At 40.2% G+C, this 24,420-nt stretch carries 22 protein-coding genes; 12 read left to right on the top strand and 10 right to left on the bottom strand.

Annotated features, from left to right (window positions below; translation table 11 throughout):
* Positions 1 to 166: 166 nt before the first annotated feature.
* Positions 167 to 2,578 (top strand): YadA-like family protein, encoded by a 2,412-nt coding sequence (locus tag AC1M9E_RS10835; protein WP_488224781.1) that lies wholly within the window; start codon positions 167 to 169, stop codon positions 2,576 to 2,578.
* Between the two features lie 111 nt (positions 2,579 to 2,689).
* Here the strand turns inward: AC1M9E_RS10835 and AC1M9E_RS10830 are convergent, their stop codons facing one another.
* From AC1M9E_RS10830 to yihG, 6 genes are all read right to left on the bottom strand, one after another.
* On the bottom strand, positions 2,690 to 2,977 hold the full coding sequence (locus tag AC1M9E_RS10830) for a PA4642 family protein (protein ID WP_035267385.1): 288 nt from the start codon (positions 2,975 to 2,977) through the stop codon (positions 2,690 to 2,692).
* Positions 2,978 to 3,165: 188 nt separating this feature from the next.
* Positions 3,166 to 3,438, bottom strand: coding sequence for a cell division topological specificity factor MinE (gene minE, locus AC1M9E_RS10825; protein ID WP_035267388.1), 273 nt, complete (start codon positions 3,436 to 3,438; stop codon positions 3,166 to 3,168).
* 2 nt (positions 3,439 to 3,440) lie between these two features.
* On the bottom strand, positions 3,441 to 4,253 hold the full coding sequence (gene minD / locus AC1M9E_RS10820) for a septum site-determining protein MinD (protein WP_035267390.1): 813 nt from the start codon (positions 4,251 to 4,253) through the stop codon (positions 3,441 to 3,443).
* Positions 4,254 to 4,314: 61 nt separating this feature from the next.
* Positions 4,315 to 5,028, bottom strand: coding sequence for a septum site-determining protein MinC (gene minC / locus AC1M9E_RS10815; RefSeq protein ID WP_481587882.1), 714 nt, complete (start codon positions 5,026 to 5,028; stop codon positions 4,315 to 4,317).
* A gap of 116 nt (positions 5,029 to 5,144) precedes the next feature.
* The gene (locus AC1M9E_RS10810) at positions 5,145 to 6,182 is read right to left on the bottom strand and encodes a preprotein translocase subunit SecA (protein ID WP_488224780.1); all 1,038 of its coding nucleotides are present in this window, start codon (positions 6,180 to 6,182) and stop codon (positions 5,145 to 5,147) included.
* A gap of 35 nt (positions 6,183 to 6,217) precedes the next feature.
* A complete protein-coding gene (yihG, locus tag AC1M9E_RS10805) occupies positions 6,218 to 7,147 on the bottom strand; it encodes a 1-acylglycerol-3-phosphate O-acyltransferase, YihG family (RefSeq protein WP_481591899.1) in 930 nt (309 codons plus the stop codon).
* A 244-nt stretch (positions 7,148 to 7,391) separates the two neighbouring features.
* Here yihG and AC1M9E_RS10800 point away from each other — a divergent pair, with 244 nt between their 5' ends.
* The 8 genes from AC1M9E_RS10800 to AC1M9E_RS10765 all read left to right on the top strand — a co-directional run bounded on the left by AC1M9E_RS10800 (position 7,392) and on the right by AC1M9E_RS10765 (position 15,803).
* Positions 7,392 to 8,045, top strand: coding sequence for a YiaD family glycine zipper/OmpA-like lipoprotein (locus AC1M9E_RS10800; protein ID WP_092768184.1), 654 nt, complete (start codon positions 7,392 to 7,394; stop codon positions 8,043 to 8,045).
* 139 nt (positions 8,046 to 8,184) lie between these two features.
* On the top strand, positions 8,185 to 10,224 hold the full coding sequence (locus AC1M9E_RS10795; RefSeq protein WP_488224779.1) for a UvrD-helicase domain-containing protein: 2,040 nt from the start codon (positions 8,185 to 8,187) through the stop codon (positions 10,222 to 10,224).
* 24 nt (positions 10,225 to 10,248) lie between these two features.
* On the top strand, positions 10,249 to 10,701 hold the full coding sequence (gene dut, locus AC1M9E_RS10790) for a dUTP diphosphatase (protein WP_035267418.1): 453 nt from the start codon (positions 10,249 to 10,251) through the stop codon (positions 10,699 to 10,701).
* 195 nt (positions 10,702 to 10,896) lie between these two features.
* On the top strand, positions 10,897 to 12,321 hold the full coding sequence (locus AC1M9E_RS10785) for a phosphomannomutase/phosphoglucomutase (RefSeq protein WP_488224778.1): 1,425 nt from the start codon (positions 10,897 to 10,899) through the stop codon (positions 12,319 to 12,321).
* A gap of 43 nt (positions 12,322 to 12,364) precedes the next feature.
* Complete coding sequence (gene argB, locus AC1M9E_RS10780) at positions 12,365 to 13,270, top strand: acetylglutamate kinase (RefSeq protein WP_035267425.1); 906 nt, start codon at positions 12,365 to 12,367, stop codon at positions 13,268 to 13,270.
* A 172-nt stretch (positions 13,271 to 13,442) separates the two neighbouring features.
* A complete protein-coding gene (locus tag AC1M9E_RS10775) occupies positions 13,443 to 14,291 on the top strand; it encodes a class II glutamine amidotransferase (RefSeq protein ID WP_035267429.1) in 849 nt (282 codons plus the stop codon).
* Between the two features lie 109 nt (positions 14,292 to 14,400).
* On the top strand, positions 14,401 to 15,483 hold the full coding sequence (locus tag AC1M9E_RS10770) for a hypothetical protein (RefSeq protein ID WP_481596562.1): 1,083 nt from the start codon (positions 14,401 to 14,403) through the stop codon (positions 15,481 to 15,483).
* The gene (locus AC1M9E_RS10765) at positions 15,480 to 15,803 is read left to right on the top strand and encodes an RnfH family protein (RefSeq protein WP_481608019.1); all 324 of its coding nucleotides are present in this window, start codon (positions 15,480 to 15,482) and stop codon (positions 15,801 to 15,803) included. Before AC1M9E_RS10770 ends, AC1M9E_RS10765 begins: the two co-directional genes overlap by 4 nt.
* A 45-nt stretch (positions 15,804 to 15,848) precedes the next feature.
* Here the strand turns inward: AC1M9E_RS10765 and AC1M9E_RS10760 are convergent, their stop codons facing one another.
* Positions 15,849 to 16,247: an outer membrane protein assembly factor BamE gene (locus AC1M9E_RS10760; protein WP_092768200.1), complete on the bottom strand. Its 399-nt coding sequence runs from the start codon at positions 16,245 to 16,247 to the stop codon at positions 15,849 to 15,851.
* Between the two features lie 112 nt (positions 16,248 to 16,359).
* Here AC1M9E_RS10760 and fur point away from each other — a divergent pair, with 112 nt between their 5' ends.
* The gene (gene fur, locus AC1M9E_RS10755; protein WP_035267453.1) at positions 16,360 to 16,797 is read left to right on the top strand and encodes a ferric iron uptake transcriptional regulator; all 438 of its coding nucleotides are present in this window, start codon (positions 16,360 to 16,362) and stop codon (positions 16,795 to 16,797) included.
* 55 nt (positions 16,798 to 16,852) lie between these two features.
* On the opposite strand, the gene AC1M9E_RS10750 is transcribed toward fur, so the two are convergent.
* Complete coding sequence (locus AC1M9E_RS10750) at positions 16,853 to 17,977, bottom strand: PilT/PilU family type 4a pilus ATPase (protein ID WP_481587875.1); 1,125 nt, start codon at positions 17,975 to 17,977, stop codon at positions 16,853 to 16,855.
* A 34-nt stretch (positions 17,978 to 18,011) separates the two neighbouring features.
* Positions 18,012 to 19,049, bottom strand: coding sequence for a type IV pilus twitching motility protein PilT (locus AC1M9E_RS10745; RefSeq protein ID WP_092768204.1), 1,038 nt, complete (start codon positions 19,047 to 19,049; stop codon positions 18,012 to 18,014).
* A gap of 122 nt (positions 19,050 to 19,171) precedes the next feature.
* Here AC1M9E_RS10745 and AC1M9E_RS10740 point away from each other — a divergent pair, with 122 nt between their 5' ends.
* Positions 19,172 to 19,858: a YggS family pyridoxal phosphate-dependent enzyme gene (locus tag AC1M9E_RS10740; RefSeq protein WP_180028751.1), complete on the top strand. Its 687-nt coding sequence runs from the start codon at positions 19,172 to 19,174 to the stop codon at positions 19,856 to 19,858.
* A 116-nt stretch (positions 19,859 to 19,974) separates the two neighbouring features.
* Positions 19,975 to 20,772, top strand: a complete 798-nt coding sequence (locus AC1M9E_RS10735) for a thioesterase family protein (protein ID WP_180028750.1) — start codon at positions 19,975 to 19,977, stop codon at positions 20,770 to 20,772.
* 44 nt (positions 20,773 to 20,816) lie between these two features.
* Here the strand turns inward: AC1M9E_RS10735 and AC1M9E_RS10730 are convergent, their stop codons facing one another.
* Positions 20,817 to 24,416 carry an AAA family ATPase gene (locus tag AC1M9E_RS10730; RefSeq protein ID WP_481608018.1) on the bottom strand — a complete coding sequence of 1,200 codons (3,600 nt, stop codon included), beginning with the start codon at positions 24,414 to 24,416 and terminating at the stop codon, positions 20,817 to 20,819.
* Positions 24,417 to 24,420: the final 4 nt, after the last annotated feature.

Below are 24,420 nucleotides of genomic sequence, written 5' to 3'. Positions count from 1 at the left end.
AATATTAATCATTTTTTCACAAAAATATTTTTTTCATCCCCCCTTAAAGGGGGGCTTCTAGATTATCAGCTTTATGGTTTGATTTTCCTCATTATAAAAGGTCTTTCTTGCAAACTATGGAAAACCTGCAAGTGACATGACCATGTCAAAAACTAAGGGGAATTACATGAACCATATATACCGAGTTATCCGTAATCGTAATGGAAAATTAGTCGTAACAGGGGAACTTGGACGTACACGTTTTACACAATCTTTAAAAAATATTGGAATGACGACAGGTTATCTGATTTTAATTGGGGCATTAACCGCAATGACGAGTCAGGTGCAAGCTGATGAATGTGAGGGTTCAACAGGCACAGCGACGAATTCAGACACTACATCTTTCATCTGTGGTGAAAATAACTCAGTGGTTGCACCGAACAGTGTGGTTATGGGACAAAGCAATAACGTCAATATTGGGATGAATCATACTGTTTTTGGTTTGAATAATACGGTGACACCAAACGCTGTAACGACAACGCAAAATAATGTGGTCATTGGAAATCAAAACACAACGCATCATACAAGTAATATTGCCATTGGTAATAATCAAGTGGTTAAGGGGGAAGGGAGTATTGCGATCGGTAGTTCAAATACTGCTGAAGGGGGTATCTCTATAGGTATTTCAAATTTAAACTCGTCTGTAAAATCTGTTGTTGTTGGTATGAATAATATTCACGACGTCAACACTAATGGCTCGATGATTTTTGGTGGATTTAATGAGGTTGGTGCGACGAGTTCTCATATATTTGCCTCCAACAGTAATGTGCAAGGTCACACTAATGTGGCTGTCGGTGGTTCTATTATTATTCGACCAGGACCAAATTATACATCCGTAAGAGAGTCAGTCGCGATTGGTGAGCTGAGTCAGGTTTATGCGAGCAACTCTGTTGCTTTAGGTAGTGCATCGGTTGCAGATCGAGAGAATGTTATTTCAGTCGGTAGTGATCAATTAAAACGCCGAATCATGAACTTAGCATGGGGATTAGATGCTCATGATGCTATTAATGTTGATCAATTGACAGCCAGTTTACAAAGAATTCTGGGTACTGGGGTGACTATGTTTCAGGGGAGTGTGATGCCCCTTTCATTTGAAATGCAAGGCTCTACATACCAAAACCTAAATCAAACAATTAGAGGGATTGATATTGAATTTACAGCGTTAAAAGACCGAGTGTCTGCACTCGAAAATAATGGTGTTGGTGGTGAAACAGGTACAGGTACCACTGGACCAGCTGGACCAAGTGCGTACGAGGTTGCTGTGAGTAATGGATTTGAGGGCTCTGAAACAGATTGGCTTACATCATTAAAAGGTGAAAAAGGCGATAAGGGAGATAAAGGTGATCAAGGTCCACAAGGGTTGAAAGGTGACAAAGGGGATCAAGGTATACCAGGTGCAAGCGGTGGACCTGGTGGCGGTGTAGGACCACAAGGTGATAGTGCTTACCAAGTGGCGGTGAATAATGGATTTGTAGGAACAGAGCAAGATTGGCTGACGTCACTCAAAGGAGATAAAGGTAACCAAGGTCCTCAAGGATTGAAAGGTGATAAGGGAGATCAAGGTGATCAAGGACTTCAAGGCTTAAAAGGCGACAAGGGCGATAAAGGTGATCAAGGACTTCAAGGCTTAAAAGGTGACAAAGGTGACAAAGGTGACAAAGGTGATCAAGGTTTTAGTGCTTTTGAGATTGCTGTACAAAATGGCTTTAATGGCACCGAACAACAGTGGCTAACGTCTTTGGCTAGTGGTGGAACTGTCGCAATATCTGTTGGAACAAATCCTAGTGAAAATGCAATATTACCAAATGCAACAGGTGAAGATGCTCTTGCAATCGGAAGTTCATCAGTAGCATCGGGTCGTGAGAGTATTGTAATTGGGGCTGAATCACAAGTCGCTGGTGAACATGCAACAGCTTTAGGAAATCACAATACGGTTACGGGTGAAAATACGCATTCAGTTGGTAATTTCAACAATATTTCAGGAAATAGTACTGTAGCTCTTGGGAATAATATAACGTCTGACGCAAATAATGCTGTTCTTTTAGGAAATGCTTCGTCTACCGATCGGGACAATACGGTTTCAGTGGGTTCCTCTACGCAACAGCGCCAAATTGTTAATGTGGCAGCAGGTACAGCGGATACCGACGCAGTCAATGTAAAACAAATGCGTCAAGCAGATCAGCAAGTTTTGAGCGATGCACAGGAATATACGAATATACGAACCAATGAAATATTGAATCAGGCCAATGAGTATACTAGTCGACGTGTAAATGCTTTAGAACAGAGTTTTGCCGATGAACGACGTGACACTCGAGCAGCTATTGCAGCGTCTTTGGCTGTCGCTTCATTACCCCAGCCAACTTATGCTGGTGCAAGTATGTTCAGTGCAGCTGCTGGTACATGGGATGGTGAGCAAGGTATTGCCATTGGATTTAGTGGGGTTTCTGAAACGAATCGCTTTGTCTATAAAGCATCTGGAACCGCAAGTTCACAAGGTGATGTTGGTGGTGCTATTGCATTGGGTTGGCAATGGAAATAATCTAAGTTTCACCCAAACGTATAAGTAACCTTAATACGAAACTATTTTTTAACAGGTATAAGATAGATTTAAATCAAAAAAGCCTGCTCAAGCAGGCTTTTTTATCTGTTTTTAGGCAAATTTTGCTAAAACAGCAAGGAATTCTGCACTTTGGCGTGGGAATTCTGCGATCACATCATGAATACGTTTGCCTTCAGGATTTTGAGCGTTAAGATCTCGACCATCTGCTATAAATTTAGTGAGTAAACGCTCATAGTCATTAGCACGCATATGTTTAAAAGCATGATAGAGAACATGAAAATCAGCGTTTACACCTTCAGGAGGTAACTGATTTAAATAGGCAAAAACACGCTCGTCTGACCATTCTTCATTGAACGTGGCTGGCTGTGATAATGCCATCACAATCTCCTTGGTATTTTTAATCAATAAAAAAGGGCAAAATATGAGACTAGATGAGCGAAGCACTGCTTTGTCTAGTCGCAAGACTTGAAGCTCTGCTTCAAGTGGGCGGAATATAGCTAATAGCCTATTTCTGCCACTCTCATATTTTGCCCTGATTCAATTTGCTTGACTAATCAAAAATCAGATTAACGTTCTTCAGGCAAATTGATATTCATTTCTAGCATTTCGATATTTGCTTCTGAGCGAACCGACATTTGTATATGCTGTTCATCTACACCACGCACATAACGATTCACAACTTGCATGATTTCTTTTTTCATTAAATCAATTTTATCTTGGCTTAAACGCTTACCTAGACCATTTTCAGATGCCACGATAACTTTTAAGCGATCTTTAGCTGTTTGTGCACTTGATGGTTTGTCATCACTACTAAAAAGTTTACTCCAGAATCCTGCCATCTTTATGCTCCAAATAAACGTGCTAACCAGCCTTTCGGCTTCACAGAGATGTGACGATATGGACGTTCTTCACCAAGGAAGCGTGCAACAAGATCGTCATAAGCTTGTCCAGCTGCTTCTTCAGTATAAAGAATAACAGGCTTACCTTCATTCGAAGCTTGTAACACGCTTTTACATTCAGGAATTACACCGAGCGTTGGCACGCGAAGGATATCTTTAGAAATATCATCGACTGTTAACATTTCTTGCTTATCAGCACGTTCAGGGTTGAAGCGTGTGATACAAAGATGCTTACGAATACGACCTTCGTTATTTTCTACTTTCTTCGTTTTACTGTCCAACATACCAATAATACGGTCGGAATCTCGGACAGATGAAATTTCAGGGTTCGTTACAATGATTGCTTCATCAGCATGGTACATTGCTAAAATCGCACCACGTTCAATACCTGCAGGAGAGTCACAAATGATGTAGTCGAACTCTTGAGAAAGTTCGTCCATAACACGTGCAACACCTTCATCGGTTAACGCATCTTTATCACGGGTTTGTGATGCAGGTAAAATATATAGATTTTCGATTTCTTTATCGCGAATAAGTGCTTGTTGTAATCTCGCTTCGTTATTTAATACATTCACAAAATCATAAACAACACGACGCTCACAACCCATGATAAGGTCGAGGTTACGTAAACCTACGTCAAAATCGATTACAACAGTTTTGTGGCCACGAAGGGCTAAACCTGTTGCAAAAGATGCACTGGTAGTTGTTTTACCTACGCCACCTTTACCTGATGTTACGACAACAATTTTCGCCACCGAATCCACTCCTGTTATGTTTATCCCCAATACTATAGGGGTTCTCATGTTTAGTTATACATTAAAATTCGAGTGCTTCAAAGACAAGCTCTTGAGCATCATTTAAATAGATATGTACTGACTTTTTTAGCATATGTGGTGGAATATCATCTGCAACACAATATGTTCCTGCGATAGATACTAATTCAGCTTCTAAAACATGACAGAAAATTCGTGCTGCTGTATTGCCACCGGCGCCGGCGATGACTCTACCACGAGCAGAGCCATAAATATGTATATTTCCTGAAGCGATGATTTCAGAGCCACTATTAATTCCAGCAGTTAAAATAATATCGCCGTGATCTTGTACCAGACATTGTCCTGTTCTAAGCACTTCATTGTGATACGAAGTTTTATGTGTGGTTGCAGGAGCTATGTGTGTTGGAGCCTTCTCAGCTTCAGGGGTATTTGCTGGAGCTTCTACCACTTGTTCTTTTGTTGCTTTGATGCGCTGCAAAGGACGATCAGCCGCAAGAACTGGGAATTGGATCGCACGTGCTTCATCACCCATTAAACCATCAACGACAGCCATTGGCTGTAACCCTAAACTGATGACCAATTGAATGAGTCCAATGAGTTCTTGTTCAACGGTTGTGTCTAGAATGACAAGCGCACCTTCATAAGAGGTTTCACTCATCATGGCACTTAATTGTTGGCGGATAACATTATGATCATTGGTGTCAAAGGTAATTCGGGTAAAATTCACCATTCTACCGGTAATCCGAATATCTGCCATATTCATTCCTTGCTTGCTTCGCGCTTTATAATCGAAGTAAAAATTGTTAATTGTGCAAATGCTAGTTCAATTCTCAAGAATTCTCTAGCGGATATATTAAATTAATAGAGAAATGATCATTCCTTGACTTGATTGTTTTTTGATAACTCTATTTGCCATTGTTTTACTGCCACCTGTTTTCTTAAAGACTCAAGACTTTCATAAACGACAGATTCAACGAGTTGTTCTAATGCATGATTATCAATATTGAGCTGGCTAATTTTTTCAGCAATGAGTTGATAATGCGCATTCGGTTTATCAATGGTTCCAGAAATAAAAGGTTCAACTAAACCGTCGGTAATATTTTCACCTAATCGTTGACCAATGTTGTGGATTTGCTGTTCTATACGACCACCCACCAATGGAATCAGCTTTAAGAGCTGTGTTAGCTCTGGTGTGTCTTCAATTGCTTTAATGACAATGTGACCAACGCCTTGCGAGATATTATCTTTTTGAAGTTTTAATTCGGTTGCTAAAGATTCTTGTAAGACTTGCGCTAATGTCGTGGCAAACATGTCTCGATGGTGATTCACCAGATCATGAATGATTTTTTTATGGGTTGAGCTAGTGTCTAACTCTTTTTTTACACTATCAATGATAGTAATCACCACACGATCAGAGAGCTCTTCCATGATCACGTTATAGTAAAAATTAAGACGTCTGAACCATTTATTAGGTATGACTTTATAGCCTAGCTCATGCAGTCTATAGGCAATCACTCCGACGCGAATTAAACGTAAAAAGCGAAGGTAAGGGATAATAGCTAATATTTCATACCAATGAATGAAGGGAAAGAAAAACCAACGCTGATGATGTTTATTGACGATTGCAATCAGCCATCTTACAGCGAGTTCAACAATTAAAAATGTGATAAACCAACTTTCAGTAATGATGACCCATGGGTGAAGCTCGGATTTATAAAACTCCAGAATTTGAGGTAATTGAACCGTGTCAAATACCCATGAGCCAAAATTACTCATTAAAAATGCATTGGCACATAGACAAAACAAATTGACTAAAATAATGAGCATCATAAAGATGTCATAAATCAGGAACATCTTCCAAAATAACGTATCGTGACGCTGTGGACGGAAAGTTTTTCGAGAATTAGTCATGCGTTCTGTCATATGCAATACATTCTGAGGACAGCTTAATTTACAGATTCAGTTTGAAGCTGTTGTTTTAACTGTGTAATTAACTGATCTTTTTCTGTCCAAAGCTCATCAACCCATTTTTGGAAACGAGCGCGATAGTCGGCATCATCCTCATAATTGCCGCCATGCACCCAAGCAGGAATTTCAATTTTTCTTAAATTCACGGCGATTTGAGAAACTTCTCCTAACCAAAAATCTCCATAACCTGGCACACCATCTGGATAGACAATGGTCATATCGACTAGCGCATCAATTTCACTTCCTAGAATGTTTAGGGCAAGTGCTAAACCACCTGCTTTGGGCCTAAGTAAATTTTTATACGGAGATTTTTGTTGGGCGTGTTTTTCAGGGGTATAGCGTGTACCTTCTAAATAATTTAATAAGGTAAAAGGTTGGCTGAGCAGTTGTTCACACGATTTACGCGCTTCTTCCATATCACGATATTTCAGCGCAGGATTTTTTTCGATTTGCGCTTTGGTATGACGTTTCATCATAGGAAAACCAAGGATCTTGAATGCTTGCCCAACAAAAGGAATAAAAATGAGTTCCCATTTCGTAAAAAAACGTGTGAGCGGCATACGTTTAAGACCAAAATATTGAGTAACAGTTGTATCCACCCAGCTTTGGTGATTACAGGTCATGATGTAACGACCTTGTAGATTGAGATCTAGATCTTCATCAATCGTGATGTGCCATTTAAGCTCAGGGAGAACTTTTTCAATGAGCCAGTTATTCGTACCAATCCAACCATTGGCGATATTGATATTGGTTTCATCGATTTTTGATGATTTTTTTACGAGTTTAGTCAAACCTAATGCAAGAATAGGTGGGCCACGAAAAAATGTACTTCCTGTGATCACAGAACCTACGGTTAAACCCTTAGAAATTTTTTTTAAAATAGGTTGTTTCTGCTTCTCTGCTGCCATTGCACAGTCCTAAAAAGTGATTGCATGTGATTGAAATTTTTAAAACACTATAAATCGAGTCGCTCAAATCACAAAGCCCGTTTTCTTAACTATGTATAAAATATGATGAAGCATTAACGAAAGATGCTACAAAAGATTACATATTGTTAATAAACTGTTTATTATTAACAAAATAGTAATGGTTAAATTGTTTCTAACAAATCATTATTCATCACATACAAAAACATATAAAAGGAGTCATCCCATGCGTGCATTAGCTATTTCAGCTGCAGTGGTTGGGGCAATGGTACTTTCTGGTTGTCAAACAACTGGTAACAATATTGGTGGCGTCGAGTATGACAAAACTGCATTGGGTGCTTTAATTGGTGCAGCAGCTGGTTACGGTGTTTCTAAAGGTAATGCGAACACTAGCCGTCAAAATAACCGTGCAGCAGCGATTGGTGCTGTATTAGGTGGTGCTGCAGGCGTATATCTCGACAATAAAGAGAAAAAATTACGCCAAGCAACTGCTGGTACAGGTATTGATGTAAACCGTAATCCAGATGGCTCTATTAACTTAGTAATGCCAGGTGCTATCACGTTTGATACAAATAAATCAAATATCAAGCCAAACTTCTATGACACTTTAAACCGTGTTGCACAAGTTTTAACTGAAGACAACAAGAGCGGTATCCTTGTAACTGGTTATACTGATAGTTCAGGTAATGATGCGATTAACATCCCATTGTCACAAGCACGTGCTCAATCTGTCGCTAGCTATTTAGCATCTAAGGGTGTTTCTACAGCACGTATTAATGCTCAAGGTTTAGGTTCTTCAAATCCAATTGCTGATAACACAACTGCAGCAGGTAAAGAACAAAACCGTCGTGTAGAGATTGCTGTTTACGCAGTTCAATAATACATGATCTGAAAAAAGCCACCTTCGGGTGGTTTTTTTATGTCTGAAATTTATTCAAATATACCTTCATTAAATTTAACGTTAGTCATATTCGAAGCAGATGACTATAATCGAGCGCTGAAGGAAAAGAGGAAAGAATATGTCATCAGCCAGTCATTTGAACGACAAGCAACTTGAAGCCATGAAATACACTCAAGGACCCTTGTTAGTACTTGCTGGGGCAGGCTCAGGTAAGACCTCTGTAATCACACAGAAAATTGCATATTTAGTCAAAAAATGCGGTATACCAGCACATCGTATTACTGCGATGACTTTTACCAACAAAGCTGCACGAGAGATGAAAGAGCGTGTCGGTAAATTGCTTGGTAAAGAGGATGGAAAGGGTTTATCTGTTTCTACCTTTCACACCTTTGGTTTGAATTTATTAAGACTAGAATTAAAACATACGCCACTTAAAGCAAACTTTTCCATTTTAGATGCTGATGACTGTAAGCGTATTTTAATGGATTTAATGCACCGAGATAATTTGTCTGGTGCAGAAAGTAAAGAGCTGATCGCAAAAGCGATGAAGATGATCTCAGATTGGAAAAACGATCTAATTTTGCCTGAGCAAGCACATACGACTTGTGAAACGGCTGAAGATGTTCAATTTGCGCATCTCTATCAACTTTATGAGCGTAATTTACGTGCCTATAATGCGGTCGATTTTGACGATTTAATCGTAATGCCGACACGCCTTCTTCAAGAAAATGTTGAAGTCCGTGATAAATGGCAAAACCGTGTACGTTATTTATTGGTTGATGAATATCAGGATACCAATACCGCCCAATATATCTTGGTCAAACTGCTTGTTGGTGTCATGGGACAATTTACGGCTGTAGGGGATGATGACCAATCAATTTATGCTTGGCGGGGGGCAAAGCCAGAAAATATGGCCTTATTGAAGGAAGATTTCCCCAATTTAAAAGTCATTAAGCTTGAGCAAAACTATCGTTCAACCAGTCGTATTTTAAAAGCTGCAAACCATGTGATTGAGAATAATCCACATATTTTTGATAAAAAATTGTGGAGTGATAAAGGACATGGTGAGGTGATCCGTATTATTACTTGTCGTAATGATGATGATGAAGCGGAACGTGTTGTTAAAGATTTGCTGACTCATAAATTGATGAATGGCAAAAATTGGAAAGATTACGCCGTGTTATACCGTGGAAACTTCCAAGCACGTGTTTTAGAAACACAACTTCGTCAGATGCAGATTCCTTACAAACTTTCTGGTGGTCAGTCGTTCTTTGGTCGTGCTGAAATCAAGGATATTATGAGCTATCTACGTCTCATTATTAATCCTGAAGATGACAGTGCTTTCTTACGGATTATCAACACACCTAAACGCGCCATAGGACCTGTGACTTTAGAAAAACTAGGTTTATTTGCGCAAGAGAATAATCTTTCTCTACTAGGTGCCGCGAATGATCAGCGCCTAAGTATGGTATTACCGAAGAAGGCGACATCTCAATTGGCTGAGTTTGCTGATTTTATCGAAGGTTTTACGCGTGAACTGTTAGATGATGATGAACCTGTGCCTAAAGTCCGCCAAATGATGGTTGAGGCAGGATATATCGACTACATCAAAGAAACGGCAGCGACGCCAGCACAAGAAAAAACTAAAATTGACAATATTGAAGTGCTTTATAGCAGTATTCAAAGTTTGATCAATCGTGCTGAAGATGTCGATGAAAAAAATATCGAAAGTGTCATTCGTAAGATGGTGTTGCTGGATATGTTGGAGCAACAGCAAGAAGATGAAGATATCGATAAAGTAAACTTACTGACTTTGCATGCTTCTAAAGGCCTGGAATTCCCATTCGTTTATATTATGGGGCTTGAGGAAGAGTTGCTTCCGCACAAGAATTCAATTGTGGCTGATACCATCGAAGAAGAACGTCGACTGATGTACGTTGGTATTACCCGTGCCAAACAAGGTCTGACTTTGACGCTTGCAGAACAGCGTAAAAATGGCGGTCAGATGAAACAAATGACACCAAGTCGCTTCTTGGATGAATTGCCACAAGATGAAGTCGATTGGCTAGGTCGAAAAAAGAAATTGGCTGAAAATATCGATCCAAAATTACAGGCACAGCATTATCTGCAAAATCTGAAAGCTTTACTCAAACGTTAATTACATTTTAAAACAGGATTGAATATGAAAGTTCAAGTGAAAGTACTCGACCAACGACTTGGTCAAGAATGGCCATTACCTACTTATGCAACAACAGGATCGGCAGGTTTAGATTTACGTGCATGTGTAGATGAAGCGATCACTATTGAGCCTGGTCAGACTGTTTTAGTTAAAACAGGTATGGCAATTTATATCGAAGACCCAAGTTATGCGGGTTTGATTTTGCCTCGTTCTGGCTTAGGTCATAAACACGGGATTGTATTAGGAAATCTCGTCGGTCTAATTGATTCAGATTATCAAGGTGAATTAATGGTTTCAGTTTGGAACCGCAGTCAAAATGCATTTACATTAGAGCCGGGTGAGCGATTGGCTCAATACGTATTGGTTCCTGTTTTACAAGCTGAATTTGATTTAGTTGACGAATTCAAAGCAAGTGAGCGAGGAGCTGGTGGATTCGGACACACTGGAAAACAATAGTATTTTGGATAAAAGCCTGTAAAATCAGGCTTTTATTTATATGTTGCAAAATATTAACAAAGATTATATAAATTGAAATTGGTACACGTTATATAAAGAATAACGATATTTTCTATTACTCAATATATTCAAAATTTATTTGGATCAACTCTCATCACGCTGTTCTGTCTCAGCAGTCAACGGTGTTAATTAAGAATGAATACCCAACCACTTATTTTTCCAAGACAAATTTTCCGCGCTTATGATATTCGCGGAAAAGTCAGTCAATTGGATACAAGAACAATTTATGCGATTGCGCATGGGCTCGCTGCTCAGTATCAATCACGTGGCCAGAAAAGTATTGTGCTAGGTTACGATGCTCGATTGACTGGGCCTACTTTTGCTTGGATTATTGAATCAGTCTTCAAAAACCAAGGGATGAATGTCGAAAACATTGGATGTTGTTCAACCCCACAAATGTATTTTGCTGCTCGACATAAAAATGGAAATGGCATCATGGTGACCGCGAGTCATAATCCTAAACATGATAATGGGATTAAATGGATTATTGAATACGAACCGCCTTGTCCAGACATGATTCAAAATGTTGGGGAGTATGCAGAATGTTTCTATTTTCAACATGATCACTTTCCAACGCCACCTCAACTGACACATCAGATTAAATCAGAGTATTGCTTGGCTTATCAGCATGCTTTGCTCAAGGATATTCAATTAAAGCGTCCACTCAAGGTTGTATTAGATGGTATGCATGGTGCCGCTGGGCGTTGTGCTGATTTAGTACTACAAAAAATGGGATGTGAAGTCATTTCAATACGTTGTCGTGAAAATGGAGAGTTTCCTGATCATCCTCCAGACCCTTCTCAAGCGAAGCATTTGACGCAGCTAAAAGAAAAAATTTTGTTGCATCAGGCGGATTTGGGGATTGCTCTTGATGGTGATGGTGATCGTGCCGTCATTTTGGATGAGAATGCTCACATTGTGTCTGCTGATCGCTTGTTAGCATTATTCGCATCATTGTGTTTAGCTCAGCATCCGCATCATGAAATTGTTTATGACGTAAAATGTTCAACGATGGTGTCAAAAACCATTGAACAATTACAAGGCATCGCAAAAATGATTCGTACTGGCAGCAGTTTCATGCGCCGTTATATTTCCCAATCCAAAGGTCGAGCTGTTTTTGGGGGAGAATATGCGGGTCATTATGTCTTCAATGATGGTCGTGGTTTTGGTTACGATGATGGTATCTATGCAGCATTACGGGTCATGGAGTCATTGAGTCAACTTAATATCACGCTATCTGAATATCTCGCTCAATTCCCAGATCGCTTTGGTACTGAAGATACCTATATTGAAACGCAAGATGCAAATCCGCAAGACGTCCTAGCCTTGATAGAGCAGAATTGTAAAAGTACTGGGGCTAAAATGAGTAAAATCGATGGTATTCGCCTTGATTTTGACTACGGATTTGGCATTATGCGAGCATCAAATACTGGTGAATACTTCACGGTACGGTTTGATGCAGATAGCCCATCGAAACTTTATGAAATTCGCCAGCATTTTGTAAAAATTTTAAATGAAAAATATCCTGTGCTTGCTCAAAGTATTTTGAATGCACACTAAAGTATTTTGAATGCACACTAATGTAGGAATGAAGGAGAGGCGAATGCCACACCAACAAACTGGCATCGACAAAGCTCAAATTTTGACAGAAGCTTTGCCATACATCCAAAGATTTACAGGTAAAACACTTGTAGTGAAATATGGCGGCAATGCAATGACTGATCCTGCATTAGAAAGTTCGTTTGCCCGTGATATCGTGCTATTGAAAACAGTTGGTCTTAATCCGATTGTGGTTCATGGTGGTGGTCCTCAAGTCGATTCATTTTTGAAACAACTTGGGCGTGAATCAGACCGTATTGATGGAATGCGTGTAACTGATCCTGCAACTATGGAAGTTGTAGAAATGGTGTTGGGCGGAAGTGTAAATAAGTCTATTGTGAATTTGATCAATCAACATGGTGGTCGTGCAATTGGATTAACGGGTAAAGACGGTAACTTAATTCGTGCTCAAAAGTTGTTGATGGAAAAAACCCAAGAGGATGGATCTGTTCAACAAATTGATCTTGGGTTAGTGGGTGAAGTGGTCGGTGTAAAAACTGACGTTCTGGAAATGTTCACTCAAAGTGATTTTATTCCAGTGATTGCTCCACTTGGTGTTGATGAGGAAGGTAATACTTACAATATCAATGCAGATTTAGTTGCTGGTAAAGTTGCTGAAGCTTTGGGTGCAGAAAAGTTAATTCTTCTTACGAATATCAGTGGTGTATTGGATGAGAATAAAAACCTACTCACTGGACTAACAACACAAGAAGTCGATCGCTTGATCGATACAGGTGTGATCTACGGCGGTATGATTCCGAAAGTGGGATGTGCGCTTGATGCGGTGAAAGGTGGTGTAGTGAGCGCGCATATTGTGGATGGTCGTGTTCCACATGCGACTTTGTTGGAAATTTTTACGGATCACGGTGTTGGAACATTGATTACCAATCGTTCTAAGTCGGCGCACTAATTCATAATCACATAATAAAAAGTCACTTCGGTGGCTTTTTTTGTTTGATAAGAATAATCGTTTTATGTCCCATATATCCAGCATAAAACATATTCAATTGCCATATTCATATTTGCAACATCTATAAGGCTGATGCACAATAAAACTGATAACTAAAGAAAAATGAAAGATTATGTGCCAACTACTTGGAATGAATTGTGCCACCCCTACGGATATTACGTTTTCTTTTCGTGGTTTTTCTCAGCGTGCTGGAATAACGTCAGATCACTCAGATGGTTTTGGCATCGCTTTCTTTGAGGATAAGGCATGTCGCTTATTTGTTGATAACCAATCTGCAGTCGAGTCTCCAATTGCAGAATTCGTTCGTAATTACCCGATTAAATCGCGTAATGTCATTGCCCATATTCGTAAAGCAACACAGGGAAAAATTACTTTAGAAAATTCTCATCCATTTATTCGTGAATTGTGGGGGAGACAATGGATTTTCGCGCATAATGGCGATCTGCATAATTTTCATCCAAGGTTGTCGGGACAGTTCACACCAGTAGGTAATACAGATAGTGAGCTTGCATTTTGCTATTTATTAGAACATCTCGTACAAAAGTTTGGTTATGTAGAGCCAAGTGTCCACGATGTATTTCATGCATTAGAAGAAATTTCACCAACAATAGCAGAGCATGGGACATTCAATTTTTGTTTATCAAATGGACAGGCTTTGTATAGTTATGCGACCACAAAATTACACTGGATTGTTCGCGAATATCCATTTCAACCTGCACGATTAATTGATATTGATGTTGAAGTCGATTTTAGTCAGGTCACGACACCTGAAGATCGTGTGGCTGTGATTACGACAGAACCATTAACAGATAATGAAGCTTGGTTTGCATATACGCCCGGCGAAATGATTTTATTTCAGGATGGTAAGCCAACATTACGTACCATAACTCACGTTGAGCGATTGGTCAGAGAAGCCCGTGACCCAAGCTTGAAGCGTGTTACTCGCGCGGATCAATATTAAAAATTTAATTTGAAGTGGCTAAGATCTACACTTACTTTTTTAACGCCAGACTTTGATTTTAATGATTGAGCTAGGCAAAATAGCGTAAAACTTTTTAATGGAATACCTCATGCAGGACACCGCTATGTCACGATGGTTATCGCCGCTGATGGCATTTTGTTTATCATTTATCATTATTGTGGGTCTGGCACCAAGCTTAGGCTTGCAAATTGATCGACAACTCGATTTTTGGTTACTTTGGTTTGCAACGATGTTGTTTTTAGCGTTGCCAATTATTTATTTAGAAATTGGATTGGCGAAACGAGCTCAAACTTCAGCGCTGAACGCATTATCAAAATTGACCCGTGAAGCCGATGCAAACCAACGTTGGAGAGTAGTGGGCTGGCTTGCTGTTATTTTTATTCCATTCTTAGCAGGCGGTATATTACTTAATACTTCTAATGCTGTAGCACAACAAAATGATTTTGGTATTGGTTCAAATATTTTGATGGGTATCGCAGCATTCATTGCATTTGGTTTATCATTTCTTCAACGTTCTGTATTGGTTGTACTTACTGCGATTGCAACGATTGCAAGTTTAATCGCGGCTCAGGTTTTTGGTGTCCAAGTCAATGATTGGCAGCTGACTCCTGTTGAGTTTAAAGAGTGGGGTAATGCAACTATTCTCGCTTTAGTAGCTTCAGGTCTCGGGCTTGGATTATATTGGCAGACAAATCTCAATCAAGAGAAACAAGATGCTGCAACGCCAAAAACTTTACCGATTTGGCTAGCGCAACTGGTGGCTGTGGCTGGATTTGGATATTTTGCAATTAGTGCTGCAATTCCAGCATATATCGTTTTAATCGCGACAATATTTGCAGTAGCTTTACTCCTGCAACTTGGGAAGGAACAACTCGCACATCGTGGATTAGCACAAGCGGTGCAATATTTTTTATTGCTTGCACCACTTTTAATTTGGGTATTCCCTGCAGCCGATCTATTTTTAACTCCGATTTTAATGCTTTGGGGATTAAGCATTTGTTTAATCTATGCAATTTTCGTGGGTTGGATCATGAAAATTAGTCATTTACGTAAAGCGCTGAATTTTAGTAATGAAGCTTTTTATAATATCTGGCGTGTGGCTGTACGTATTGTGACACCTTTAGCAATTGTGGCTGCAATGATTTCTTACTTAGGTCAATTGTTACCATGATCCAAAATGCAAAAGTTTGGGTTGCTTATGCTGCTGTAGACCAGCAGTTTCACATTGAACTTGAATTTGTGGAAGGCATGTCTGTTGCGGATGCTATTACACAAAGTGGTATCGCGTTGTGTACGCAGTTGCCAGACGAGTATGCTGTTGGAATTTTTGGGACGAAAGTACAAGATCAATCGCATGTTTTGCAAGCAGGTGATCGGGTGGAAATCTATCGGGCATTAACGATTAATCCAAAAGATATACGCCGTAAGCGAGCGGCAGCGAATCCAGTTGGGCGCTATTGTCGTGGCAATCGCTTTAAACAATTGAAATGATATGAAAAACCCCTCTTTGAGGGGTTTTCTTTTATGTCTAATTCTTTATAGTGGTGGCGCGTTCAAAATCGCATCTTTCGAACCTGGTAAACCAGGTTGAGTTTCTGGGATAGTTTCTAAACCTTCGATTTTATTCACGACGCCAGAACCATCGAAATATACTTTTAGATGCTGACCTTGAGTTGCAGGAATATTTGCTTTTTTAGCATATGTACCTGGGGTATAATTGTAGATGTAATCCCAACGTAAAGGATTCAAAGGATCTGAAATGGTTGGGCTACCAAGTAAAAAACGAACTTGTTGGTAAGTCATCCCGACTTGAATTTTTGAAGCTTGCGCTTGGGTTAATGGTGTTCCTTGAGGAATATCAACTTTGTATACACCAAAGACAGAACAACCACCCAGTAAAGAAGCGACGAATAACGTCAGCATGATTTTTTGCATTTTGCTACACTATCCCAAATTAATTATGATGCAATTGATCCAAGGATAGATCATACTGCATCTCAACTCTGTTGCATATTCCAACTTAAAATTTGTTGAGAGACCTTTTTATATGCCTATTTCAAATCAAGATTTACGCAAAGCTGGACTTAAAGTTACCCTTCCACGAATCAAGATTTTGGAATTATTAGAAAATTCAAGACAGCATCATTTGAGCGCGGAAGATATCTATAAGACCTTACTTGAGCAGGGCGAAGATGTCGGTCTAGCAACTGTATATCGTGTGTTAACTCAGTTTGAAGCTGCTGGTATTATCCAACGTCATCATTTCGAGAATAATCACTCTGTATTCGAAATCATGCAAGATGATCACCACGATCATATGGTCTGCCAGAACTGCAACAAAGTTGTTGAATTCCACAATGATTTGATTGAACAAGAACAACATAATGTTGCTGAACAACTTGGTTTTGTTTTAACAGGTCACTCTTTGAATTTATATGGTTATTGCGATGCGCCTGAATGCCAAGAAGCATACCGTAAAAAATAAATCTTGATTGCATTAAAAAAGGAGCAATGATTGCTCCTTTTTTATTCACTATTGATTAATCATCTTGACCATCAAAAGTGAGGCGGGGGCCAGAATTCAACAGATAGTTTGGATCTTCTTCAGAGAGTTTGATTTGTAAGCGTAAATCGTTGGCAGAGTCAGCATGACGTAATGCTTCGTCATAAGTGATTTTCTCAGCTTTATATAAGTCAAATAGCGCTTGATCAAACGTCTGCATTCCAATTTCACGGGAACGCTTCATGACTTCCTTAATTTCATGAACTTCGCCTTTACGCACTAAGTCTGAAATCAGTGGAGAATTGATTAAGATTTCAATTGCAGGATGACGTGATTTTTTATCAGGAGTCGCAATTAACTGTTGTGCAATGATCGCCTTCAAGTTCAGTGAGAGGTCCATAAACAGTTGGCTGTGACGATCTGTCTCAAAGAAATGAATAATACGATCTAAGGCTTGGTTGGCATTATTGGCATGTAAGGTCGCAAATACTAAATGTCCTGTTTCAGCAAAACTAATCGCATAGTTCATGGTTTCACGTGAGCGAATTTCACCAATAAGAATGACATCAGGTGCTTGGCGGAGTGTGTTTTTCAGTGCAATTTCAAAGGAGTCTGTATCAATGCCAACTTCACGTTGAGTAATGATACAGCCTTGATGTTGATGAATAAATTCGATTGGGTCTTCAATGGTAATGATATGACCTTTAGAATTTTGATTACGATGACCGATCATTGCTGCAAGCGAAGTCGATTTACCTGTACCAGTAGCACCTACAAATAAGATGATCCCGCGCTTAGTCATTGCTAAATCTTTAAGTACGGGTGGTAGTTTCAGCTCATCAATACTTGGAATGACAGTTTCAATCCGACGTAAGACCATGCCAGGTTGATCACGTTGCTGAAAAGCACTGACACGAAAACGTGCAGTTTTATCACGATTGGCAATAGCAAAATTACATTCGTGTGTTGCAGCAAATTCAATTCGTTGTCTTTCACTCATAATCGAGTGAATCAATTGACCTATGATTTCACCAGTGAGTTTTGTTTTAACTACAGGCACAATTTCACCATTAATTTTCATTGATGGTTCAATATCTGCACTGATAAATAAATCTGAAGCCTTGCGCGCAATCATCATGTCGAGCAGGTCATTAAAATCCATTTTGATTCCCCTAAATCAAATGACGTTCACTTTTTTATAAAAATGATTCTGGTTGTTTAGCCGCAGTACGTGCAACTTGCGGGGTAATAATGCCTTTCGCGACAAGATTTTTGAGACTTTGATCGAGAGTGGTCATGCCATAATTTGCACCGGTTTGTATTGCAGAATACATTTGTGCAACTTTGTTCTCACGGATGAGATTTCGAATCGCTGGAATTCCAATCATAATTTCGTGAGCAGCTACCCGACCGCCACCTGTTTTCTTCAAAAGTGTTTGAGAGATGACGGCTTGAAGCGATTCAGAAAGCATGGCACGAACCATGTCTTTCTCATCGGCAGGAAACACGTCGATAATACGGTCAATTGTTTTTGCGGCAGATGTGGTATGCAGTGTTCCAAACACCAAGTGACCAGTTTCCGCAGCAGTGAGTGCAAGTCGAATGGTTTCGAGGTCACGCATTTCACCGACGAGAATAATATCTGGATCTTCACGCAGTGCAGAGCGTAGCGCCTCATTAAAACCGTGTGTGTCACGATGCACTTCACGCTGGTTAATCAAACACTTTTTGGATTGGTGCACGAATTCAATTGGATCTTCGACGGTTAAAATATGGTCGTAACGGTTGTCGTTAATGTAATCCATCATCGCCGCAAGCGTAGTCGATTTACCTGAACCCGTTGGTCCTGTGACTAAAACAATTCCTCGTGGATAGGCGCAAATGTCTTTGAAAATTTGCCCCATGCCCAAGTCTTCCATAGAAATCACTTGAGAAGGAATGGTACGGAATACCGCGCCAGCGCCACGATTTTGGTTGAATGCGTTGACACGGAAGCGTGCTACACCGGGTACTTCAAATGAGAAATCGGTTTCTAATTTTTCTTCATAATCGCGACGTTGTTTATCATTCATGATGTCGTAGATTAAGCGGTGTACTTCTTTGTGTTCTAAGGCTGGTAAGTTAATACGACGAACTTCACCATCAACACGAATCATCGGTGGCATTCCTGCAGAAAGGTGCAAGTCAGACGCCCCGTTTTTCACTGAAAATGCCAGTAATTCTGTAATATCCATAAATTCCCCGAACGCATTAAAATCGTAATTATTTTGATAGAATAATAAGGCTTTCCTACAGCTTAACCAACAGTTAGCGTGCAAGAAAGTAAAAAAAGATAAATTAACTGAGATAGCTATACATGATGAGTCTAGAGCAAGCGAGAAATAGTGTTATTCGACAAATTGAACAAGCCTGTGAAGTTGCTCAACGACAATCTAACGAGGTTAAACTCCTTGCTGTTTCCAAAACGCATCCAGCAGATATTTTGAGAGAAATGTATCAGACTGGTCAACGAGCATTTGGTGAGAATTACCTGCAAGAAGCATTAGATAAAATCAAAGCGCTGAATGATTTAGACATCGAATGGCATTTTATTGGTCATGTACAACGCAATAAAACCAAACAGTTGGCTGAACAATTTGCATGGGTGCATGGGGTTGATCGCTTTATTATCGCAGAGCGACTCTCTAATCAACGCACAATCGAACAGGAGCCTATCAATATTTGTCTTCAAGTGAATATTGATGCTCAAGAAAGCAAAGATGGTTGTGCAGTTTCAGAGGTCGAAGATCTGGTTGCTCAAATGAGCATATTACCTCGACTTCGATTACGAGGATTAATGGTCATTCCAGCGCCTGGCAATGTAGATGCACTCTATGATGCCAAGACACTTTTTGATCAGATGAAAGAGCATCATGCACATCCTTCTGATTGGGATACCTTGAGTATGGGAATGTCGGGTGATTTACAAGATGCGATTAGCGCTGGATCGACTATGGTTCGCATAGGGACGGCCTTATTTGGGGCGCGAGATTACTCAAAATGATTGGATTCAGTCTGCACTGAACTTTCGGGTTCAGTCACTGTTATTGTAAATACAACTTTTTATGTATAAAAATAAACCAATATATTTCACATAATCATAAAACAGGGAAGAATTGGATGAGTTCGTATTATCAGCTTTTAGAACGAAAAGTGTGTGATGATGGATCAGTACTGGCTAAGTATAAGTCGACTATACATGCTCAAGGCGCATGGAATGCGCACGAACAGCATATGGCGCCCGCAACAGGGATTATTTGTGCAGAGTTGGATCACTTTTCTGCTCGGTCTGACCTACGGATTGGACGTATAAGTTTAGATATTTTGGGCCTGATACCCGCTGGGGAGTTTCAAATTGAAACTCGAATTATTCGACCTGGAAAAACCATTGAATTGATCGAGTCGACCATGTCTGCACATGGTAAAAGCTGCATTCAGGCACGTACTTGGCGAATGATGATGAGTGATACTCAGGCAGTCGCAGGATTAGAAGATCAAAAAGTTGCTGATCCTGACGAGGGGATCTTATGGGAAGAAATTAGAAACTGGCCTGGAGGCTATATTCAATCACTTGAGGCACGTCGTTTAGATCGACGGGCAGGCAAGGGAATTGTATGGCTAACCAATCCTTATGACATGGTTGAAGGACAAATACATTCAGACTTTGTGAAGTTGATGGGAATGGTCGATACAGCGAATGGAATTGTCACACGACAAGGTTGGCCGTTTAACTATACTTTCCCGAATTTAGATTTACAGATACATCTCTATCGTATGCCAATAGGTAAGTGGCTAGGTCTGGAAACAGTGCAACAATATGGTGATGACGGTATCGGGTTAACTTCATCTATTCTTCATGATCTGAACGGACCTTTTGGACGAGCTGAGCAAATTTTAACTTTAAGAAAACTGGCTTAGATTAAAGCCATCATTTGACGGCTTCAACTTATTATCATTAACCATTAACCGACAATATTAATGGTACTCGCACCTGCACCTACAGGTTTGACTTGAATCTGTACAGGAATACGTTCATGCATTTCTTGTACATGAGAGATGAGCACGACCTTACGACCTTGGCTTTGTAAATGATCGAGGGCATTCATGACCATATGTAAGGATGCCGGGTCGAGCGTACCAAAGCCTTCATCAATAAACAGTGATTCAAGTTTCATTGAACCTGATGCCATGTTAGCAATCGCTAAAGCAAGGGCTAAAGACACTAAGAAAGTTTCACCACCTGATAACGACAACACAGGTCGAACTTCGCTGTTCATATCTAAGTCAATAATGGCCAAACTTAAACTGTCATGAATACGATGCAACTGATAACGTGGCGCAAGCGGCTGTAATTGCTGATTGGCATATTCCACCAAAATATCTAAATGATGCTCTTGAGCAATCTTTTTAAACTTGGTGCCTTCCTTATGCCCAATCAAATCGTAGATACGTCCCCAACGATATTCTTCTGCTTTAATTTGCTCAATTTGGCTTTGATACTTAGCATAGTTGGTTTGATTAGCAGCATTCATGCGTAACTGAGTTTCTGTATCGGTGAGCGCTTCTTGTTGAGCGAGCTTTTCCGTTTGCAAGTTCTCAAGTTGCTGCTCGAGCATGCTGAGATCATGTTCAGGCTGATGTTTTAAATGGGCTTGATAACGTTCTTCTAAAACTTGCCAAGCGGTTTTGGCATTCTCTAAAAGTTGTCGCTGCGTATTTAACTCATGGCGTATTTGTTGATGTTGGGCTAAATCAATGCTTAACCATGTTGTGATTTGATCTGTGGTCACGGTCGGATGGCTCAGTTGCCATTGCTGAATAGCCTGTTGTACTTGCTGTAATGCCTGTTCAATATGATGTAAATCACTGAGCAACTGCTGCTGTTGTAAATTGGCTGCATTCAGCTGTTGTTCAGCATGTGCAGTTTTACTGCGTTGTGCATGAACCTCATTGGCATGGGCGACAGCAGTTTCCTCTAAATGTTTTTGCCAATCCGCAGCATAACGGTAGCTTTGACCGGCATAGTCTTGGGTCAGTTCCGCGAGTTTCGAGCGTAACATTTTGCCTTGCTCAATCAGTTGTTCAATCTGGTGAGTCAGGTGTTGTTCATGCTTTTGCGCTGCTTCAAAGCGCAGCGTCATTTTTTCAAGTTCCTGCTGTGCTTGCAGCAGTGATGTCTCTACCTGTTTTTGCATGGTGAGCAATGCAACACGTTGCTGTAGCTGCTGTTGTAATTCAGCCACCCAATGTATTGGCATGTCTTGCTGATAGCGAGCAGGCAGTAACTGCACAATGGGTTGAATACCTTGATCAAGTTGCACACGACGTTGAATATTCAATTGTAATTGCTGTTGTTGCTGTTGCTCCTTACGCCATTGCTCAAGCAATTGACTAAGTTCTTGTTCTTGCACCTGTTGTTGTTCAATGTGCGATTGCAGTGTTTCGATCTGCTGCATTATGCGCTGCTGCAACTGAATCGGGTCTGCCGTGTCGAGATTTGAACCCAGTTGTTGTAATGCTGCTTGAATGTGCTCGAGCTGTTGCTGAGTGAATTGCGTGAGCTGTTCCATACGCTGTTGTTGCTGTTCAAGTAAGGTCTGTACTTTGGATTGCTCAATCTGTGCTTGCTGTACCTCATGATTGACCTGTTCCAATTGTTGACGAGCCTCTTGCAATTGGTGCTCGTGTAGTTGCAATAAACCTTGTTCTAAGCGTTGATGATGGTCTAAAAACGGATGTTCATGGCTACCACAGACCATACACGGTTGATTGGCTTTGAGCTGTTCACGTAAATGCTGCACGTTTTCGCTATGTAATAGACGCTGTGCCTCCAAGATGCGTTGTAGTTGAGTATAAGCAGCTTCTTGTGTGGCTTTTTCGCTCAGGCGTTTTTCAAGGGTCTGTTGAATAATCTGCAGTTGCTTTTGTTGTTCAGCGATTGAGCCTGTCAGGTCGTGTGTTTCGCTGATATGGGTAATGACTTGATCAAGCTGCTGCTGTTGATGTTGCAGTCGTAATACCGTACTTTGCTGATGTTCACGCTGTTGTTGGATGTTTTTTAGCGATTGTGTCAAAGCGTCAAGACTTTCATGTTGAGCCACATAGCTTTGCAGACGTTGTACAATGGTTTGCTGTTGCTGTTCTAAAGTTGCAAAGGATTGTTGTAATAGTTCTGGCTCTTGTTGATGAAGCAACTGATATTGCTCGACATAATGTTGTAGCGCCTGCAAAGTACTTTGTGGTTCTTGGTCAAAGCATTGTAAAAATTGGCTTTGGGTTAACTCAAAGTTGATTTGTTGCTGTTTGTTTTGCCAAGCCAATACGCTGGTCTGTTGTTGTTCAACAGCATGTTTTGACGGTTCTAATTCATTGAGAACAAGCTGATCTTTATCTGCACTGAGTTTTTTATACTGTTCAGAAATACTGTGAATGTCATGATCCAAATTTAAGCCTTGTTCAAGATGAGGCTTAATATCCAAACGTTGCTGCTCAAATTGCGCTTGGGCATGTTCATAGGCTTTTAAGCGCTGTTGTTCAGTAGTAGCTTGTTGTTGTAAAGAGACAAACTCAGCTTGAAAGGCCAGTTGTTTTTGTTGCACCTCAAGTTTTTGTGGTTCTAAACGTGCACGCTGTACATATTGTTCACGAATGGCTTGAAATGCATCAAGCTGTTGTAGCAATTGTTGTTGTGCTGCGGATTTATTTACGGCATCAAGCTGAACTTCATAAATCTCTTTTTTGCCATGGACTTCAGCATACAATTGATCACGCTCAAGATACCATTTACGTTCATTTTCAAGCAGCTTTTCTGATTGTGCCAAATGTACGAGTTGTTGTTTTAACTGCTGATGTTGTTGATTTAAGGCTGCAAGTTGTTCTTCACTCAGAATATCAATATGACCGAGTTGCTTTTCTAAATCAGTACGTTGCTGTTTAATTTCACTAAATTTATCAGCGGCTTTTTTACTGACTTCACTAAAAATTTGCGAATTGGTTAAATATTCGAGTAAGTCTGCACGTTCATGGTCTTTGGCTTTTAAAAATGCACCGACTTCAGACTGTGCTAACAGGACTGCACGGGTAAATTGCTCAAAACTGAGACCAATCAGCTTTTCAATCAGTGGCGTCACTTCCGAGATTTTTTGCGTTAAGGTCGCGCCATCATCTAAACATTGAACAAAGCGCTCGACTTTTAAATTGCCATCAACTTTTTTACGCGCACGGCTAATGTCCCACCGCGCCAAATAGCGTTTACCATCAAGGGCAAGAAATTCAAGTTCAGCAAAACCAGCGGTGGTACCACGACGCAGAATATTCTTCGAATCTTTAATTGAAATGTCTTTACCGCCTACATCTTTCATGCTGCCAGCTGCGCCACGTAAACGTGGGATTTCATCGTACAAAGCTAAACACATGGCATCGAGCAGCGTCGATTTTCCTGCACCTGTTTTACCAGTAATGGCAATCAGACCTGCCTGAGCCAATGGCGCTTGTTCAAAATGGATATGTTGTTCACCGGCTAAAGAGGCCAAGTTGTTTAAACTGAGTCGAATAATTTTCATGACC

Source organism: Acinetobacter sp. 24-47-47, assembly GCF_057737035.1.
Note: the sequence above shows the minus strand (reverse complement) of the source record. Positions and strands in the feature narration are given on the sequence as shown.

What these genes read in the sequence shown, in the direction of transcription:
- AC1M9E_RS10835 (WP_488224781.1), top strand. Translation starts at nt 167, where the DNA reads ATGAACCATATATACCGAGTTATCCGTAATCGTAATGGAAAATTAGTC.
- AC1M9E_RS10830 (WP_035267385.1), bottom strand. Translation starts at nt 2,977, where the DNA reads ATGGCATTATCACAGCCAGCCACGTTCAATGAAGAATGGTCAGACGAG.
- minE (WP_035267388.1), bottom strand. Translation starts at nt 3,438, where the DNA reads ATGGCAGGATTCTGGAGTAAACTTTTTAGTAGTGATGACAAACCATCA.
- minC (WP_481587882.1), bottom strand. Translation starts at nt 5,028, where the DNA reads ATGGCAGATATTCGGATTACCGGTAGAATGGTGAATTTTACCCGAATT.
- AC1M9E_RS10810 (WP_488224780.1), bottom strand. Translation starts at nt 6,182, where the DNA reads ATGACTAATTCTCGAAAAACTTTCCGTCCACAGCGTCACGATACGTTA.
- yihG (WP_481591899.1), bottom strand. Translation starts at nt 7,147, where the DNA reads ATGGCAGCAGAGAAGCAGAAACAACCTATTTTAAAAAAAATTTCTAAG.
- AC1M9E_RS10800 (WP_092768184.1), top strand. Translation starts at nt 7,392, where the DNA reads ATGCGTGCATTAGCTATTTCAGCTGCAGTGGTTGGGGCAATGGTACTT.
- AC1M9E_RS10795 (WP_488224779.1), top strand. Translation starts at nt 8,185, where the DNA reads ATGTCATCAGCCAGTCATTTGAACGACAAGCAACTTGAAGCCATGAAA.
- dut (WP_035267418.1), top strand. Translation starts at nt 10,249, where the DNA reads ATGAAAGTTCAAGTGAAAGTACTCGACCAACGACTTGGTCAAGAATGG.
- AC1M9E_RS10785 (WP_488224778.1), top strand. Translation starts at nt 10,897, where the DNA reads ATGAATACCCAACCACTTATTTTTCCAAGACAAATTTTCCGCGCTTAT.
- argB (WP_035267425.1), top strand. Translation starts at nt 12,365, where the DNA reads ATGCCACACCAACAAACTGGCATCGACAAAGCTCAAATTTTGACAGAA.
- AC1M9E_RS10775 (WP_035267429.1), top strand. Translation starts at nt 13,443, where the DNA reads ATGTGCCAACTACTTGGAATGAATTGTGCCACCCCTACGGATATTACG.
- AC1M9E_RS10770 (WP_481596562.1), top strand. Translation starts at nt 14,401, where the DNA reads ATGCAGGACACCGCTATGTCACGATGGTTATCGCCGCTGATGGCATTT.
- AC1M9E_RS10765 (WP_481608019.1), top strand. Translation starts at nt 15,480, where the DNA reads ATGATCCAAAATGCAAAAGTTTGGGTTGCTTATGCTGCTGTAGACCAG.
- AC1M9E_RS10760 (WP_092768200.1), bottom strand. Translation starts at nt 16,247, where the DNA reads ATGCAAAAAATCATGCTGACGTTATTCGTCGCTTCTTTACTGGGTGGT.
- fur (WP_035267453.1), top strand. Translation starts at nt 16,360, where the DNA reads ATGCCTATTTCAAATCAAGATTTACGCAAAGCTGGACTTAAAGTTACC.
- AC1M9E_RS10750 (WP_481587875.1), bottom strand. Translation starts at nt 17,977, where the DNA reads ATGGATTTTAATGACCTGCTCGACATGATGATTGCGCGCAAGGCTTCA.
- AC1M9E_RS10745 (WP_092768204.1), bottom strand. Translation starts at nt 19,049, where the DNA reads ATGGATATTACAGAATTACTGGCATTTTCAGTGAAAAACGGGGCGTCT.
- AC1M9E_RS10740 (WP_180028751.1), top strand. Translation starts at nt 19,172, where the DNA reads ATGATGAGTCTAGAGCAAGCGAGAAATAGTGTTATTCGACAAATTGAA.
- AC1M9E_RS10735 (WP_180028750.1), top strand. Translation starts at nt 19,975, where the DNA reads ATGAGTTCGTATTATCAGCTTTTAGAACGAAAAGTGTGTGATGATGGA.
- AC1M9E_RS10730 (WP_481608018.1), bottom strand. Translation starts at nt 24,416, where the DNA reads ATGAAAATTATTCGACTCAGTTTAAACAACTTGGCCTCTTTAGCCGGT.